13 protein-coding genes are annotated in these 15,084 nt (G+C 61.8%); 6 read left to right on the top strand and 7 right to left on the bottom strand.

Going from position 1 to position 15,084, the window contains the following annotated elements:
* Nucleotides 1-3: 3 nt before the first annotated feature.
* Together NCT03_RS34195 and NCT03_RS21725 are read right to left on the bottom strand one after the other, a co-directional pair.
* On the bottom strand, nt 4-771 hold the full coding sequence (locus tag NCT03_RS34195; RefSeq protein ID WP_350030172.1) for a DUF2345 domain-containing protein: 768 nt from the start codon (nt 769-771) through the stop codon (nt 4-6).
* Nucleotides 772-777: 6 nt separating this feature from the next.
* The gene (locus tag NCT03_RS21725) at nt 778-2,373 is read right to left on the bottom strand and encodes a type VI secretion system Vgr family protein (protein WP_350030170.1); all 1,596 of its coding nucleotides are present in this window, start codon (nt 2,371-2,373) and stop codon (nt 778-780) included.
* Nucleotides 2,374-2,592: 219 nt separating this feature from the next.
* Here NCT03_RS21725 and NCT03_RS21720 point away from each other — a divergent pair, with 219 nt between their 5' ends.
* A complete protein-coding gene (locus NCT03_RS21720; RefSeq protein ID WP_250493860.1) occupies nt 2,593-3,693 on the top strand; it encodes a LacI family DNA-binding transcriptional regulator in 1,101 nt (366 codons plus the stop codon).
* A gap of 15 nt (nt 3,694-3,708) precedes the next feature.
* Here NCT03_RS21720 and NCT03_RS21715 read toward each other — a convergent pair whose 3' ends face one another.
* A complete protein-coding gene (locus NCT03_RS21715) occupies nt 3,709-5,526 on the bottom strand; it encodes an IlvD/Edd family dehydratase (protein ID WP_250493859.1) in 1,818 nt (605 codons plus the stop codon).
* A gap of 214 nt (nt 5,527-5,740) precedes the next feature.
* Here NCT03_RS21715 and NCT03_RS21710 point away from each other — a divergent pair, with 214 nt between their 5' ends.
* On the top strand, nt 5,741-7,129 hold the full coding sequence (locus NCT03_RS21710; protein WP_250467818.1) for an MFS transporter: 1,389 nt from the start codon (nt 5,741-5,743) through the stop codon (nt 7,127-7,129).
* A gap of 52 nt (nt 7,130-7,181) precedes the next feature.
* Nucleotides 7,182-7,637 (top strand): YaiI/YqxD family protein, encoded by a 456-nt coding sequence (locus NCT03_RS21705; protein WP_250467817.1) that lies wholly within the window; start codon nt 7,182-7,184, stop codon nt 7,635-7,637.
* 308 nt (nt 7,638-7,945) lie between these two features.
* On the opposite strand, the gene NCT03_RS21700 is transcribed toward NCT03_RS21705, so the two are convergent.
* Both NCT03_RS21700 and NCT03_RS21695 read right to left on the bottom strand, forming a co-directional pair.
* Entirely contained in the window at nt 7,946-8,986 is a 1,041-nt protein-coding gene (locus NCT03_RS21700) for an aldo/keto reductase (protein WP_250493858.1), read from the bottom strand.
* A gap of 29 nt (nt 8,987-9,015) precedes the next feature.
* The gene (locus NCT03_RS21695) at nt 9,016-9,813 is read right to left on the bottom strand and encodes an SDR family NAD(P)-dependent oxidoreductase (RefSeq protein WP_244831106.1); all 798 of its coding nucleotides are present in this window, start codon (nt 9,811-9,813) and stop codon (nt 9,016-9,018) included.
* A 183-nt stretch (nt 9,814-9,996) separates the two neighbouring features.
* Here NCT03_RS21695 and NCT03_RS21690 point away from each other — a divergent pair, with 183 nt between their 5' ends.
* Complete coding sequence (locus NCT03_RS21690; RefSeq protein WP_250493857.1) at nt 9,997-10,467, top strand: MarR family winged helix-turn-helix transcriptional regulator; 471 nt, start codon at nt 9,997-9,999, stop codon at nt 10,465-10,467.
* A gap of 26 nt (nt 10,468-10,493) precedes the next feature.
* On the opposite strand, the gene aqpZ is transcribed toward NCT03_RS21690, so the two are convergent.
* Nucleotides 10,494-11,225 carry an aquaporin Z gene (gene aqpZ, locus NCT03_RS21685; protein WP_250493856.1) on the bottom strand — a complete coding sequence of 244 codons (732 nt, stop codon included), beginning with the start codon at nt 11,223-11,225 and terminating at the stop codon, nt 10,494-10,496.
* Nucleotides 11,226-11,618: 393 nt separating this feature from the next.
* Between aqpZ and NCT03_RS21680 the strand changes: the two genes are divergently transcribed.
* On the top strand, nt 11,619-12,365 hold the full coding sequence (locus tag NCT03_RS21680) for a glucose 1-dehydrogenase (protein ID WP_244831103.1): 747 nt from the start codon (nt 11,619-11,621) through the stop codon (nt 12,363-12,365).
* A 48-nt stretch (nt 12,366-12,413) separates the two neighbouring features.
* On the opposite strand, the gene NCT03_RS21675 is transcribed toward NCT03_RS21680, so the two are convergent.
* Entirely contained in the window at nt 12,414-13,985 is a 1,572-nt protein-coding gene (locus NCT03_RS21675) for an alanine/glycine:cation symporter family protein (RefSeq protein ID WP_250493855.1), read from the bottom strand.
* 290 nt (nt 13,986-14,275) lie between these two features.
* Here NCT03_RS21675 and NCT03_RS21670 point away from each other — a divergent pair, with 290 nt between their 5' ends.
* Nucleotides 14,276-15,076: a class II aldolase/adducin family protein gene (locus NCT03_RS21670; RefSeq protein WP_250493854.1), complete on the top strand. Its 801-nt coding sequence runs from the start codon at nt 14,276-14,278 to the stop codon at nt 15,074-15,076.
* Nucleotides 15,077-15,084 lie beyond the last annotated feature (8 nt).

Below are 15,084 nucleotides of genomic sequence, written 5' to 3'. Positions count from 1 at the left end.
GCTTCAGTGAGATGACGAATACGGGTCGGATATCTTCAGGCTGCTTTTCGGCAGGGACGGCAACTGGGTCGGCATGTTGTCGGGGCCAACGAACATGAACGAGCCCGCCTTGATGGTGAACGCGCCAGGACAGTGGAATGTCATGTTGCCGTTCTCGATCACGAGCGAGGCCCCGCCGCTGTTAAGCGTGATTTTCGACTTCGCGGCCACCTGGACGTCCGCGCTCTCGCTCGCAACGCGGAGCTGCTTCTGCGCGAACAGGTCCATGCCGTCCGTCAGTGCTGCGGCGGTCAGTTTCCCTTTCGCCGCCACCAGATTGATACCGAGCTTATGCGCGCATAGCGAAATCAGCTCGCCCGCCACCATGCGCAGACGTTGCGCCATGCTGACGTCCATGTCTCGGGCGGTCGCGATCAGGTTCTCGCCCGCCGAGTGCTGTATCGACTTCGGCGTCACGAATGCCATGCCGCCAGGGGCGCTCGCGAGCAGCCCCGCGTCGCGAAGCTGGTTCAGGCTGTCCTGGAGCGCCGCCTGCTTAGCCCGGTCGGCAGGATGGGCACCGGCCTGTGTCGTCGCCGCCGCAAGGTCCGTTACGCGCTGTAGCGCGGCCTTCAGTTGCGCGACGGCAGCAGGCATCTCCAAGTGCGGCGTATCAGCGCCAGCCGCCGCATCGGCCGAAAAGAACAGTCCTTTCGCTGCGCGCACGGTCCCCCACGCCTGGGTGGTCGCTTCAAAGCCCTCGCCTCGCGCGAGCTTTTTACTGTTGAGCAGATAGCCCTAATTGAACGCCGTCTGGCTGTAGACCGTGGCGATACGCGCGCTTTCCTTGCCTCGCAGATCATTGAAGACGACCTCGGCGCCGAGCAACGGCGCGCGCCAGATTGCGTAACTGAACATCGCATCGGCGCCGTGCACCACGTCCGGATGCGAGTAGTCATGGAGCGCTCCCACGATATGCATGCGATCTACATCGGCATGCGCCGCACCAAGCAAAACCTCCGTGGACGGCAGCAAAGGCGAATGGAAGCCACCTTGATACGACGAAGACGGACGCAGCAGCCGCAGCTTCAGCAACTGCTTGTCCGTGTTAGCCGTTCCCTGCAGGAACTTCGGCAACACAGGATATCGGCCATGCTCGTCCATGCAGCCATAAGGCGACGAGTCAAACGTCGTGACGACGCCAACGACCGGTCCCTTCAGAAATCTCCAGTCGCGTTCATAAACGAAGTCGGGTCGGTAGGCCAGATGCGCGGGCATCGCCTTGAAGCGGACATGCGCCGGTTTCGATCGGCTGCCCTTCATCGTGATCGACTCGACCACGAATCCATACGGAGCGCTCGCCAGCTTCGTATTGGTCAGCTTGACCACCACGCCAGGTGCCATGCCCTTCGCGTTGCTCTTGCCCGAAAGCTTTACCTGCTTTGCAATCTGCTCATCGCGCCGCGTCTGTGCTCGCGACTCACCCTGCTGAGGCGTCAGATGAAATTCCGCGCTACCGCTGATTCGCCCGAAGACCGATTGGTCATTGGCCTCATGGGAAACGCTCGCGCTTGCCCGCAGCGGATCTTCCGGCGTGCGGTAATTGCGTTCCCACAACTCGATGGCGGCCGGCACCAGCGTACGCGTCTCGCTGACGGAGAGTGCAGCCTCATGCCAGTTGCTGTTCATGCCCGAGTCAGAGAGCAGGGGTACGTCGATCGAGCGCACGTACCCGCGCGGATTGTCCGTGAACACGAGCGTGTCGAGTTGACCATCCTTGCCTCGACCCTGCTTGTAAAACCAGCATATGCCTCGACGTTTTGCATGACGTGTCACGAAGGCCCACACGGACTCCTCGTACATCACAACCTGCTCCATCTTCTCTTGCGCGCCTTCCAGATGGAACTCGATATCGAAGGCATCGATGTTCTTCCGGTCGACCAGCAGTCGCGTCACCATCTCCTGAAAGGTGATGTCTTTGAATACATCCGAGCCATGCACGCGCTTGCAAAGCGCGGCAAACCGAGGTTCGATCCGGAGTTTGTAGGTCGCCTCATCGCGGCTCGCTTTAATGCGTTCGAAGCGCGTGACGATGCCATTGAAAGTGGCCGCCTCGTGATCGACAGGCTGGACATAATTCACCGACGGGACGGCTACTCGCTCGTCGATCTGCAAGCCCGCACGCCGGCCCACGCAGAGCTTGCCTTCGATATCGAGACGCGGCGAGGTAACGGTGACCTCCGCCTTGTAGTCATCGCATAATCCTGCTTTGACCTTGAACTTGAGCACGTCGAGCTCGAGCTCGAGCGTACCGATCCATATGCTCAAACGCTGGGTGAGTCGCGCGCTTGGATGCTGCAGCGCGTCCGTCAGTTTTTTCGTTACAGCATTCATTCGCTTCCCGTTCAGTTGAACGCAACGTATGGAACCGTCGCGCCTGGAGCTTTTTAGCGCAGGAATTTAGGGCTGCAACAAAAGAACGTCAATCGATCGGCTGACAAACAGGAATAGTCTCAAGTAGCCAAGGTCACGCGTCATCGTCTGAACGCGAACTTGCCCCCCACAAGCCGGTATGATTACCCCCATCGAATCATCACCGCGCAACGCCCCGGCATGACATCAGTCAACGATCCCACATCGCCCACCGCCGCCCCCGTCCGCATGGCCGATGTCGCGCGTATCGCCGGGGTGTCGAAGATGTCGGTGTCGCGCGTTTTGACAGGCCAGCACGTCAGCGAAGAGACGCGCGCGCGAGTCATGGATGCCGTGCTGAAAACCGGCTATGTCGCCGATGCCATCGCGGGTGCGTTCTCTTCCGGCCGAACGAATGTCGTCGCGGTCATCGTGCCGTCGTTATCGAGTTCGAATTTTGCGGAGACCGTGCGCGGCATCAACGATGTCGTCGAGGCGCGCAGTCTGCGCCTCTTGCTCGCCAACACGGACTATCTGCTCGAAAGGGAAGAAGCGCTCATCCGCGCGCTCCTGAGTCATCAGCCGCGTGCCGTCGTCATCACGGGAGGTCAGCACACGTCCAAGGCGCGCGCCATGCTCAAACAGGCGCGCATTCCAGTGGTCGAAATCTGGGAGATTCCCGCGAAACCCGTGGATCGCGTCGTCGGCTTCTCCAACGCGGACGCGGCCGCCGCGATGATGCGCTATCTCTATGCGCGCGGCTATCGGCGCATTGGCTTCGTGAGCAGCGCATCGCACCTGGATTTGCGCGGCGTCGCGCGGCGCAATGGCTATCTCGGCGCCGTGAAGGAAGCGGGTCTGCACGACATCCGCGAAATCGCGCACACGGACTGGACCACGGACATGGCGCACGGCGCGGCCATGGGTCACGGCGGCGCGGCGCTCGAACAGATCCTCGACCGATGGCCCGATACCGACGCCATCATGTGCACGAGCGACATCCACGCGTTCGGCGTCATCATGGCGTGTCATCGGCGCGGTATGTCGGTGCCGCGCGATATCGCGGTGGCGGGCTTCGGCGACTTCGAAGTGTCGCGCCATTGCTATCCGACCATCACCACCGTATCCGTCGATGCCTACGGGATCGGTCACGCCACCGGCGAATCGCTGCTCGCCGCGCTCGACGAGTCCGAGACACCCAACGCGTCGCGGCGCGAAATCGCGCAGGCGCGTCCCGACCGGCAGGACGTGCCCACGTTCACGCGTGTGCCTTACGAAGTCATCCCGCGAGAAAGCGCGTAAGGACCTCGCTACGGCTCAGTGGTTGTGCCGCGACTCGCCGCGCGTCTCGATGATGTCCTGATAGCCGAGCGCCGGCTCAAGACACGCGCCGCTGCCCTGCTGCCCGACCATGCTGCGATAAATCTCTTCCCACGGCGTCTTGTTCTGCAACTCGATAGGCACGTATGCTTCGCGGCGCTGCGCCATTTCATCATCGCCGATCAGCACGTTGACCTTGTAGTTCTGCAAGTCGATTCTCAAGCGGTCGCCCGTCTTCAGCAGCGCGAGGTTGCCGCCCACCGCCGCTTCCGGCGATACGTTGAGAATCGAAGGCGTCGCGCAGGTTCCGCTTTGGCGGCCATCGCCCAGTGTCGGCAACTGCGTGATGCCTTGCTTGATGAGCGCGGCGGGCGGCTGCATGTTCACCACTTCCGCGCCGCCCGGATAACCCACCGGCCCGCAATTGCGAATCACCAGCACGGAACGTTCGTCGATCTCGAGCGCGGGGTCGTCGATACGCGCGTGATAATCCTCCGGTCCCTCGAAGACGATCGCCTTGCCTTCGAACACGTTCGGATGCTCGGGATCGGAGAGAAAGCGCTTGCGGAAGGCGTCGTCGATCACGCTGATCTTCATCACCGCGCTGTCGAACAGATTGCCGGAGAGCACGACGTAGCCCGCCGCCGGCTTAAGCGGATCGTCATACGCGCGAATCACTTCGCGATCCACGTCTGCGACGGCGGCCAGGTCTTCGCCGAGCGTCTTGCCCGTGACCGTACGCACGCTCGTGTCGAGCTTGCCTGCCGCCTGCAGTTCGCGCATGACGGCCGGCACGCCGCCCGCGCGATGGAACGCCTCACCGAGAAAGCGGCCAGCGGGCTGACAGTCCACCAGCAAGGGAATCTCGGGACCGAGGCGCTGCCAGTCATCCAGCGTGTGATCCACGCCCATGTGCCGCGCAATCGCGATCATGTGAATCGGACAATTCGACGATGCCCCGAGCGCCGCCGCCGCGACCACGGCGTTTTCGAAAGCGCCCTTGGTCATGATGTCCGAAGGCCGCAGATTCTCGTGCACCATGCCGACAATGCGCTGCCCCGTGCGATACGCCACCCAGCCGCGTTCGCGATGCGGCCCGGGAATCGCGGCGCAACCGGGCAAGGACATGCCGAGCGCTTCGGCGAGCGAATTCATCGACAACGCCGTGCCCATGGTGTTGCAATGCCCGACAGAAGGCGCGGACGACGACACTTCGTCCATGAACGTCTCATAGTCGATCTCGCCGATGGCGTGACGCTTGCGCGCGTCCCAGATGATGGTGCCCGAGCCCGCGAGCTTGCCCTTCCACCAGCCGTCGAGCATGGGACCGCCCGACAGCACGATAGCCGGAATGTTGACGGTCGCCGCGGCCATCAGACACGCGGGCGTGGTCTTGTCGCAACCGGTGGTGAGCACCACGCCATCGAGCGGATAGCCGTGCAGGATTTCGACGAGCCCGAGATACGCGAGATTGCGGTCGAGCGCGGCGGTCGGGCGCTTGCCGGTTTCCTGGATCGGATGCACGGGGAATTCGAGTGGAATGCCGCCTGCATCGCGGATGCCGTCGCGCACGCGCGTCGCCAGTTCCAGATGATGCCGGTTGCAGGGCGCGAGATCGGAGCCCGTCTGCGCAATGCCGATGATCGGCTTGCCCGACTGCAATTCCTCGCGCGTGATGCCGTAGTTCATATAGCGCTCGAGATAGAGCGCGGTCATGCCGGGGTTCGAGGGATCGTCGAACCAGCGGCGGCTGCGCAGGCGCTTATTGTTCTGCGCGTCTTCGGATTGGGGAGCTGAGTTATTCGTTGGTGTCATGACAGTACTCGCGATACGTTGACGACGGGGTTACAGCCTACGCGCATCCGGGCAAATGCCCATTAGCGCTTTCTTGTAGATCGGCATCCCTCCATGTTAGATTTTGTTGACGGTTACCGATAACCGGGTTTATCCGAAGATGCCGGTTTTCGTCCGGCTTTCAGATCGAGTGTCGTCAGAGAGACACCGCGCAGGAATCAGGAGACACGAGAAGATGACGTCCCACCACGATGCGTTGGCGCATGCCGGCGCGCTTCCGCTCGATCGTCCTTCCGACGGCGCTTCCGCGCCCGTTTCCGCGAGGCAGCTTCGGCGCGCGATTCTCACGAGCGCCGTCGGCAGCGCGCTCGAATACTACGACTTCGCTATCTTCGGGCTGGCCACGGCATTGATCTTCAGCCGCGTGTTCTTTTCCACGCTCGACGCGAGCGCAGGTCTGCTCGCGAGCTTCGCGACCTACGGCGTGGGCTTTCTCGCGCGTCCGCTCGGCGGCTTGTTCTTCGGCTCGCTCGGCGATAGGAAAGGCCGAAAGTTCGTCCTCTTGCTGACCATCGCGATCATGGGCGTATCCACGACGCTCGTCGGCTTGCTGCCCGCCGGTCCGCTCGGCGCGGTCGGGCTCGTCTTGCTGCGCCTCACGCAAGGATTCGGCGCGGGCGCGGAACAGGCGGGCGCATCCACCTTGATGGCCGAAGTCGCGCCCGTGAAGACGCGTGGCTTCTTCGCGGCGCTTCCGTTCGTCGGCATCTTCGCGGGCTTCGGCATTGCGACGGCGACGTTCAGCATCATGCAGCACTCGATGGATCAGGCCACGCTCCTCGCCTGGGGCTGGCGCATTCCGTTCCTCGCGAGCGTCGTGCTGATCGGCGTCGCCATCTGGATACGCTTGCGTCTGCGCGAAAGCCCGACCTTCGCCGCGCTCGAAGGCGGACACAAGGTCGCGCGTTCGCCGATGCGGCTCGTCATCAAGGACGCGCGCCGCACCGTCGTCGCGGCCGTGCTGATGCGGCTTGCGGAACAAGGCGGCTCGACCATCTATACGACCATCGTGATCGCGTTCCTCAGCGGCACCGTGGCGGCGCGGCACGGCGTGCCGCCAGCGGAACTGGCGCGCGTGGGCACGAGCGGCGCGCTCATCGCTACTTTGTCGAGCGTGATTACCACACCGCTTTTCGGGGCTTTGTCGGATCGGCTCGGGCGCAAGACGGTGTATCGCGGCGGCGCGATCTTCATGCTGCTCTGGGCGTTCCCCGCGTGGTGGATGGTGAGCACCGGCAGCTTCTGGTGGGTCGCGCTCGCGATGTTCGGCGGGCTCGCCATCGGCGCAAACAGCATGCTCGGGGCGCAGTGCGCGCATTTCGCGGAACTCTTCGGCAATCGCTATCGGTACTCGGGCGTGGCCTTGTCGCGCGAGATCGGCGCGGTGTTGTCGGGCGGACTCGCGCCAATTCTCGGCATCTATCTGATTGGCCGCGCGGGCGGCGGCTTCTGGGTCATGGGCGCATACACCGCCGTGTTGTCGGCGCTCACGCTCGTCGGCGTCGCCATGTCCACCGAGACCCGTGGCCGCGATCTCACCGACTTGCGCGACGCCGTTCGTTGAGCGTTGGCATCGGGAGTATGATCGGCGTCTTCCTTCGAGCGGACGCCAGTCAATGGAAATTTTCGTCGATGCCGACGCCTGCCCTGCCATCGTCAAGGACATTCTGTTCCGCGCCGGGCCGCGCGTGGAAGTACGCGTGACGCTCGTCGCCAATCAATTTTTGCGCACGCCCGCGTCGCCGTGGCTGCGCGCGATTCAGGTTCCAGCGGGCTTCGATGTCGCGGATAAGCGCATCGTCGAAATGGCGCAAGCCGGCGATCTCGTCATCACCGCGGACATTCCGCTTGCGGCCGCCGCGCTCGCGAAAGGCGCGCATGTGCTCGACCCGCGCGGAGAATGGATGAACGCGGAAAATATCGAGGAGCGACTCTCCATTCGCGCGATGATGGATCAGTTGCGCAGTTCCGGCGTGCAGACCGGCGGCCCGCCGCCCTACGCTCCGCGCGATGGCAAGAAGTTCGCGGGCGAACTGGACAGATTTCTCGCGAAGCGGTCCGCCACAAAGTAATCTTGTTGCGCAAAACGCATCACATAACGTAATCGTAAAGTTCGGTTGATACGATGGCGCCTCCTCTCAATCCCCTGATAATCGACGTCATGAAGAAAGCTGTTTTCGCCGCACTGCTGGCTGCCACCACGTTCCTTTCCGTTACCACCGCTTTCGCGGCCCCCCACCATCATGCCGAGTGTCACAAGGTGCGCGTGCATCATCATTGGGAACGCCACTGCAAGTAACGGCTGCCTCGTGCGGTCTTTGAAAGCCTCGCTTCATGCGAGGCTTTTTGTTTTTTGCGGCCGAGGCTCGCGCCCCTTTCCTTATCGAACCGGCGTCAGCGGATAATCCAGCAAATCCGCCTTGCCGCCCGCCAGCCGGCTGCGCGTTCTCTCCGCGTTCACCACGTCATGCGGAAAACCGAGCGGCGTGGCGCTTGCCGCATCCAGACGCGCGAGCTGCTCCGCACTGAGCGAGACCGCGAGCGCACCGAGGTTGTCGTCCAGCTGCTTCAAGGTACGCGGTCCGATGATCGGCAACACGCCCTTCGCGAGCACCCACGCGATCGCCACCTGCGCCGCCGATACACCCAGCTCATTGGCGATGGCGAGAACCGCGTCGACCGTGGCGGTCTTGCGCGCGTCGCTTTCGTCGTGGATCACGACACCGAGTCCTTGCTTGCGCCCCGTCTCGCCTTGCCGATACTTACCGCTCAGAAGCCCGCCTCCGAGCGGCGACCAGGCCACCGTGCCAAGACCGAAAGCCGCGGCCATTGGCAGCAACTCGCGTTCGACGGTGCGCTCGACCAGGCTGTACTCGATCTGCAACGCGCTGATCGGCGCCCAACCGCGCATCTCGGCGATCGTCGCCGCCGTCGCGACGCGCCAGGCGGGAAAGTCCGATAGCCCCGCATAGAGGATCTTGCCGGCGCGCACGAGGTCGTCGAGCCCGCGCGCGATCTCCTCGCTTGGCGTCACGCCGTCGGGCATGTGCACCCAGAGAAGATCGATGCGATCGGTATCGAGCCGTTTCAGGCTTGCATCGACCGCCTGCACCATCGCCTTGCGGCTGTTGCCGGTGCGCTGCAGACCCGCGTCCGGCGACGCCCCGAGCGAGAATTTGCTCGCGAGCACGATGTCCTCGCGCTCCGCCTTGATGAACTCGGCGAGGATGGTTTCGCTATCGCCGAACTGATAGCTGTCGGCGGTATCGATGAAATTGCCGCCTGCCGCACGATACGTATCGAAGACCGTCTTCGCTTCGTCGCGCTCCGAGCCGTATCCCCAACCCGTGCCGAAGTTGCCCGTGCCCAGAGCCAGCGACGATACCTTCAGCCCCGTACTTCCGAAAATGCGATAACGCATGTCGATCTGCTCCTCTCTGTTTCCGGCGATCAGGCGCGATAGCGCGGCGCGGCGGTGCCGTTCTGCGATGCGCGGAATAGCGTTTGACGCGCTTCTTCGAAGCTGTGCAACAACTGCGCGTCGTGTACCGACGGCATGGTGATGGCTTCACCCTGATCGAAACCTTCGAGCGCGGCATCGACCATGTCTTCGGTGCGCATGACCGTGCCCGCCGCCAGCGAGTCGAGCGGCACGCCCGATTCGTCCCAGATTTCCGTGGCCGTCGCTGCGGGCAGCACCGCTTGCACCTTCACGCCGGTGTTCGCGAGTTCCAGTTGCAAGCCGCGCGTGTAGTTCAGAACGAAGCCCTTCGTGCCGCTATAAACTGCGCTGACCGGCAAGGTGTCGAGCGCCAGCACCGAAGCAATGTTGATGATCGCGCCTTCGTTGCGCGCGACGAAACCGGGCACCACGGCTTGCGTCAGACGAACGAGCGCGGTGATATTGAGCGCGATCTGCGTGGCCGTATCCGCCACCGATGACTGCGCCACCGGCCGCAGCCGCGCGAGTCCCGCGTTATTGACGAGCACGTGGATGTTCGCTTCGGCCGCGATGCGCTGCTCGACGCGTTGCAGATCCGCCTCGCTGGTCAGGTCTGCGACGACCGTCTCGACGTTCACGCCATGCGCGCCGCCAATCTCGCTCGCCAGTTCGCGCAGACGGTCGGCGCGACGCGCGACCAGCCACAGATCGTAGCCGCGCGCGGCCAGACGTTGCGCATACACCGCGCCGATACCCGACGACGCGCCCGTGACAACCGCAATCTTGCGGGATGCTTGATTCACCATGACTTCTCCCTGACGAAGGAATAAACTGGAGTTAGTTGAGGGCTCAAGTATATGTGTATTTGCCCGAAGCTTGTCAAGCGCGAGGCAATCAACCATCCTATGCGTATGGAAAAGAAAGCTACATCTAAGGCACGAGCAAAGCGTGCCGAGTCCGTCCCGACTATCGAGTCCGGTGCCGCTGACGTGTTTGCACCGCTCGCCTGCACGAACACGGCGCTGCGCCGGGCATCGCGTCGACTGAGTCAGCTTTATGACGAGGCGCTCGCGCCGCTCGACATGAAGGCGACGCAAATGGCGCTGCTCTCGCAGATCGATCGATACTGCAAGGAGCATGCGAGCGAAGGACCGTCCCTGCAGGAACTGGCGTCGCGGCTCGGCATACAGGTGTCGGCGGTGACGCATGCCATGCGTCCGCTCGTGCGTGACGAACTGGTGGAATTACGCGCGGATGCCGAGGACAAGCGCTCGAAGCGCTGCGTGCTTACGGCGTTGGGCAGAAAGCAATTGAAGGCCGCGCTCGCGTATTGGGTGGCTGCGAACCGGCGCGTGGATCGCGTGCTCGGAGCGGGCGCTGCGGCGACGTTGCGGACGCTTGCGGACAAGGTCGCATCGGATGATTTCTTCGAGGCTTATCAGGCCGACAGCGCGCGGTAGCTTCACCGCGCGCCTGGGGCTTGGCGTCAGCTCACCTTGCGGCCCACGATAGGCGCGGTGGGCGACAACGACCCGGACATCGCCGGATAGATCAGGCCCGCGAATACCGCGCCTATTATTGGCGCCACCCAGAACATCCAAAGTTGCTGGATTGCCCACATGCCCGCGAAAAGCGCGGGACCGGTCGAGCGCGCCGGGTTGACCGAGGTGTTGGTCACCGGAATGCTCACCAGATGAATGAGCGTAAGGCAGAGTCCGATGGCGATCGGCGCGAAGCCGACCGGCGCGCGCTCATGCGTGGCCGCGAGAATGACGAACACGAACATGAACGTCATCACGACTTCGGACACGAGTCCCGCGCCTAGCGTGTACTTGCCGGGTGAATGATCGCCGTATCCGTTGGCGGCGAATCCCGCGAAGCGGTCGAAGTCTGGCGCACCCGCTGCGACATATGCGAGCACGGCCGCACCCGCTATGGCGCCAAGCACCTGAGCGACGATATAAGGACCGACATCGCGCGCGGGAAAACGGCCCGCAACCGTCAGGCCGATTGTGACAGCGGGATTAACATGGCATCCGGAGATGGGACCGACGGCGTAGGCCATCGTGAGAAGGCTCAGTCCGAACGCGAGCGACACACCAAGGAGCCCGATTCCGACAGTCGAGAATTTTGCCGCGATAATCGCGCTGCCGCATCCGCCCACCACCAGCCAGAACGTTCCGACGAACTCCGCTAACATTCGATTCTGTAGAGGCATGGCTTTTCTCCGCAGGTTAGTCGCAGTTTAGTAAGTAATACCAATCTATCTGAAGTATGTGGAGCCGCTGTTGAATCCGCAGCCGCCGAAATCGCACCTTCTGTGCTCCTTAAGAGTATGCGAAAGTACGCCGATTGCTAGCCGGATGTTTCAGAATCGGTAATGCTCGCCATTGGGCCCCTTCACCTCTGAAGAATGCGCAAGCCGCGTGGTAATTCATCGTTCAATGAATAACCAGCGTCCGATTGTTCGTTAAATCCCGCAAATCAATTCGTCATATCGGGCTTTTTCAAGATGCCGCTCACGGATACATTGCTTCTCAACGCAAGCCGGCCTGAACCTGATTCAACGCCGGCTTAACTTTCAGCGAATCATCGATAAAGGAAGACAGACATGGGCAAGCTCACCGGCAAGGTTGCAGTCGTAACGGGTGCATCGAAGGGAATCGGCGCGGCAATCGCCAAGGCGCTCGCGGCAGAAGGCGCTTCCGTGGTCGTGAATTACGCAAGCAGCAAGGCGGGCGCGGATGAAGTGGTCGCGGCCATCACCGCGGCAAACGGCAAGGCGACCGCAGTGGGCGGCGATGTGTCGAAGTCGGCGGATGCGCAAGGAATCGTCAATGCCGCCGTCGAAACCTACGGACGGCTGGATATTCTCGTGAACAACTCGGGCGTGTACGAGTTCGCACCGGTCGAGGAAATCACCGAGGAGCATTACCATAAGCAGTTCAACGTGAACGTGCTCGGTGTGCTGCTGACGACCAAGTTCGCTGCGGCGCACCTCGGCGAAGGTGGAAGCATCATCAACGTGAGTTCGGTCGTGTCGCGTATCACGCCGCCGCAAAGCGCGGTTTATAGCGGCACGAAAGGCGCGGTCGATGCCATCACCGGTTCCCTCGCCCGTGAACTCGGCCCGAAGAAGATCCGCGTGAACTCCATCAACCCCGGCATGATCGTGACAGAAGGCACGCAGAGCAACGGCATCATCGGCTCCGACTTCGAGACTCAGATCGTCGCTCAAACGCCGCTTGGCCGCGTTGGCCGCCCGGACGATATCGCGACGATCGCGGTATTCCTGGCCTCGGATGATTCGAAGTGGATCACCGGCGAGCAACTGATCGCCAGCGGCGGTATGCGTTAAGTTGAGCGTTAACGGGTCCTCGCGAGAGGACCTTCGATCACGCCGCCGTCAGCGGGTTGTCTGCTGCGGCGGCGTGGCGCTTTTCCGATCGTCCAGCCAATATTCTGTCTTCACGCCGATGTTCGCCGAGACGAACCTTCCGCCGCTTCCCTTCCGATAATCCGCCAGCGCGCGATACACGAGCCTTTGCCCGGCCAGCACGATCGGAACGTTGAGCAGCACCATGACGATATTCATCAGGTCCGACAACGCCCACAGGTTCGGCAATTCAAGACCTGCGAGCACCGTCAACGCGCCGAACGGCACGAACACGAGCGAGCCGACGACTCTTATTCCCACGATGAACGCGCGCCCACGCGAGATGAAATTCGCGGAAATCTCCGCGAACGAAATCATGCCGAGCAACGTGGTGAACGCGAAAAGGCCGTAGCACAGACACATCACGATGCGGATCACGTGGCCCACCGACTCAGGCACCAGCGCCTGCACGGAAGCCAGATAAACCGTGATCTTCGATGCCCTCACCGATTCCCACGCCTGACCATCGACCGTGCCGGTCCACACGTGCGCCATCACGACGATGAAGCCCGTCATCGTGCAGATGACCATGGTGTCGAAGAACACGCCCAGGCTTTGCACGAAACCCTGTTCGCACGGGTGATCGTTATCGGCAATGGCGGCCGCCATCGTAATGGTGCCCTGTCCTGCTTCGTTCGACATCAGCCCGCGCTTCACGCCCTGCGCGAGCGCCGTGCCAATAGCGCCGCCGAACAATGCATGCGGCGCGAACGCCCCGACCACCACTTCGCGAAAGAAGTACGGAATGAGCGGCAGATTAATGAGGATGATGACGAGCGACATCAGGCAGAAGAGCGCGGCCTTGATCGGCACGAGTACATCGGTATAAGCCGTGACTCGCCGAATGCCGCCCATGATGATGAACGAACACGCGACGATCAATCCGCCCGCAATGAAGTAATACACCGCCGATTGCCGCGCGAGATGCGTGCCGGCGACGGTATCGGCAATGGTGCCTATCGCGGTGAACACGTTGAACGTTTGCGGCGGCACGTTGAAAAGCGCATAGACGATAAACACGAGCGACAGAAACGTGCCGACAATTCGCCGGTCGCCGAGAATGCGGCGTCCATAAAACGGCAAGCCGCCGACGAACTCGTTCTGCTTTCTCTCCTTGAAGAGTTGCGCCAGTGTGGATTCCATGAAAGCGGTCGCCATGCCGAAGAACGCCGCGACCCACATCCAGAATAATGCGCCTGGTCCGCCGACGGAAATCGCGCCCGTGATGCCGACAATATTTCCCGGTCCCGCGCGCATCGCAAGTCCCAGCATGAACGATGCAAGCGCGCTTACGCCCGTGCTCGATGTCTGCCGGCGCAACATGATACGCACGATCTTGCGCATGTTCATGGTCTGGACAAAGCGCGTGCGAATGGAGAAGTAAATGCCGACGCCAACCAGCAACAGTATTGCGAAGGGGAACTGTCCGAGAACCGGAATCTGTGAATAAGCTTTGAAGTTGGTGGGAAAGTCCCAGAGAAAATCGGAGATGGGCGCGATGAATGCGAAGAACGCATTCACGGATTGGAAAAGATTTTCCACGCAGGCTTATCCTTTGTTGCTGCGACCTGTCCTGTAGGACGATCGAATTGCAAAAATCTGGCTGATTGCGAGAGCATTGATGCGACCGGCTACGGGCGCGGGCGCTCATTATACTGTCACGCCGCGTCTCAAATAGTCCTGCATTCACGCGCGATTATTTACAAAGCTGTCCCCATCGCATAACTAATCAAGCCGCGCGCTCAATAGCGACTCACCTTTCGATGTTTGTTCGCGCACCTGCACGCCAGCAGAATGCTCTTCTCCATCGAATGCAAGGAAAGGTGACTACAATGGCCGAAGCGGACAGCGCGACGCTCGAAGATATCGCGGAAATCGAACGATTCGAACAGACAGGACGCATCGATCTTGCGGCCGCGCATCGCGCAGCGGTCATGCACGATCTGCACGAAGGCATCGCCAATCACTTTTCGCTGTCGCTGCCCGATCCGCGCGGGCGCTTTCTCGTCGCGCCATTCGGTTTGCATTGGTCAGAAGTCAAGGCCAGCGATTTCCTCACGCTCGATTACGACGCCAACCGCATTGCCGGAGAAGGCGTGGTGGAGCAATCGGCGCTATGCATTCACCTGCCGATCCATCAGGCAGATCCAGTTCGTCATGCCGCCGTGCTGCATACGCATATGCCCTATACGACCGCGCTAACGCGTCTTGCGGATCAGCGGCTGTTGCCTATCGGCCAGGCGGAATTGCTGCTGCTCAAGCACATTGCCTACGACGACGAATACACCGGGCTAGCCTACGACATCGAGGAAGGGCGGCGTCTTGCCGACCGTCTCGGCGACAAGAGCATCTTGTTCCTGGCGAATCATGGCGTGATCGTCACGGGGCGCAGCGTGTCGCAGGCGTATGACCGTCTTTATCTGCTCGAACGCGCGGCGCGCTTTCAGGTGCTCGCGTATTCAACCGGCAAACCGCTGCGGCTTTTATCGCAAGAGCAGCAAGACAAGGTGCATCGCCAATACACGGAAGCGGCAAGGGAAGGCGCGGCTTGGTCCGGCAAGCCCGACCACGTGCTGCATTTCGAAGCCCTCAAGCGTCTGCTCGATCAGCGCAATCCCGGTTACGCCCTCTGACTTCCCGC

It is taken from the genome of Caballeronia sp. GAWG1-1 (assembly GCF_023631465.1).
GTDB lineage: Bacteria > Pseudomonadota > Gammaproteobacteria > Burkholderiales > Burkholderiaceae > Caballeronia.
The sequence above is the reverse complement of the archived record's forward strand: the minus strand, read 5'-3'. Positions and strand labels throughout refer to the sequence as shown.

Excerpts from the sequence above, each read along its gene's own strand:
- NCT03_RS21725 (WP_350030170.1), bottom strand. The coding sequence starts at position 2,373 with ATGAATGCTGTAACGAAAAAACTGACGGACGCGCTGCAGCATCCAAGC.
- NCT03_RS21720 (WP_250493860.1), top strand. The coding sequence starts at position 2,593 with ATGACATCAGTCAACGATCCCACATCGCCCACCGCCGCCCCCGTCCGC.
- NCT03_RS21715 (WP_250493859.1), bottom strand. The coding sequence starts at position 5,526 with ATGACACCAACGAATAACTCAGCTCCCCAATCCGAAGACGCGCAGAAC.
- NCT03_RS21710 (WP_250467818.1), top strand. The coding sequence starts at position 5,741 with ATGACGTCCCACCACGATGCGTTGGCGCATGCCGGCGCGCTTCCGCTC.
- NCT03_RS21705 (WP_250467817.1), top strand. The coding sequence starts at position 7,182 with ATGGAAATTTTCGTCGATGCCGACGCCTGCCCTGCCATCGTCAAGGAC.
- NCT03_RS21700 (WP_250493858.1), bottom strand. The coding sequence starts at position 8,986 with ATGCGTTATCGCATTTTCGGAAGTACGGGGCTGAAGGTATCGTCGCTG.
- NCT03_RS21695 (WP_244831106.1), bottom strand. The coding sequence starts at position 9,813 with ATGGTGAATCAAGCATCCCGCAAGATTGCGGTTGTCACGGGCGCGTCG.
- aqpZ (WP_250493856.1), bottom strand. The coding sequence starts at position 11,225 with ATGCCTCTACAGAATCGAATGTTAGCGGAGTTCGTCGGAACGTTCTGG.
- NCT03_RS21680 (WP_244831103.1), top strand. The coding sequence starts at position 11,619 with ATGGGCAAGCTCACCGGCAAGGTTGCAGTCGTAACGGGTGCATCGAAG.
- NCT03_RS21670 (WP_250493854.1), top strand. The coding sequence starts at position 14,276 with ATGGCCGAAGCGGACAGCGCGACGCTCGAAGATATCGCGGAAATCGAA.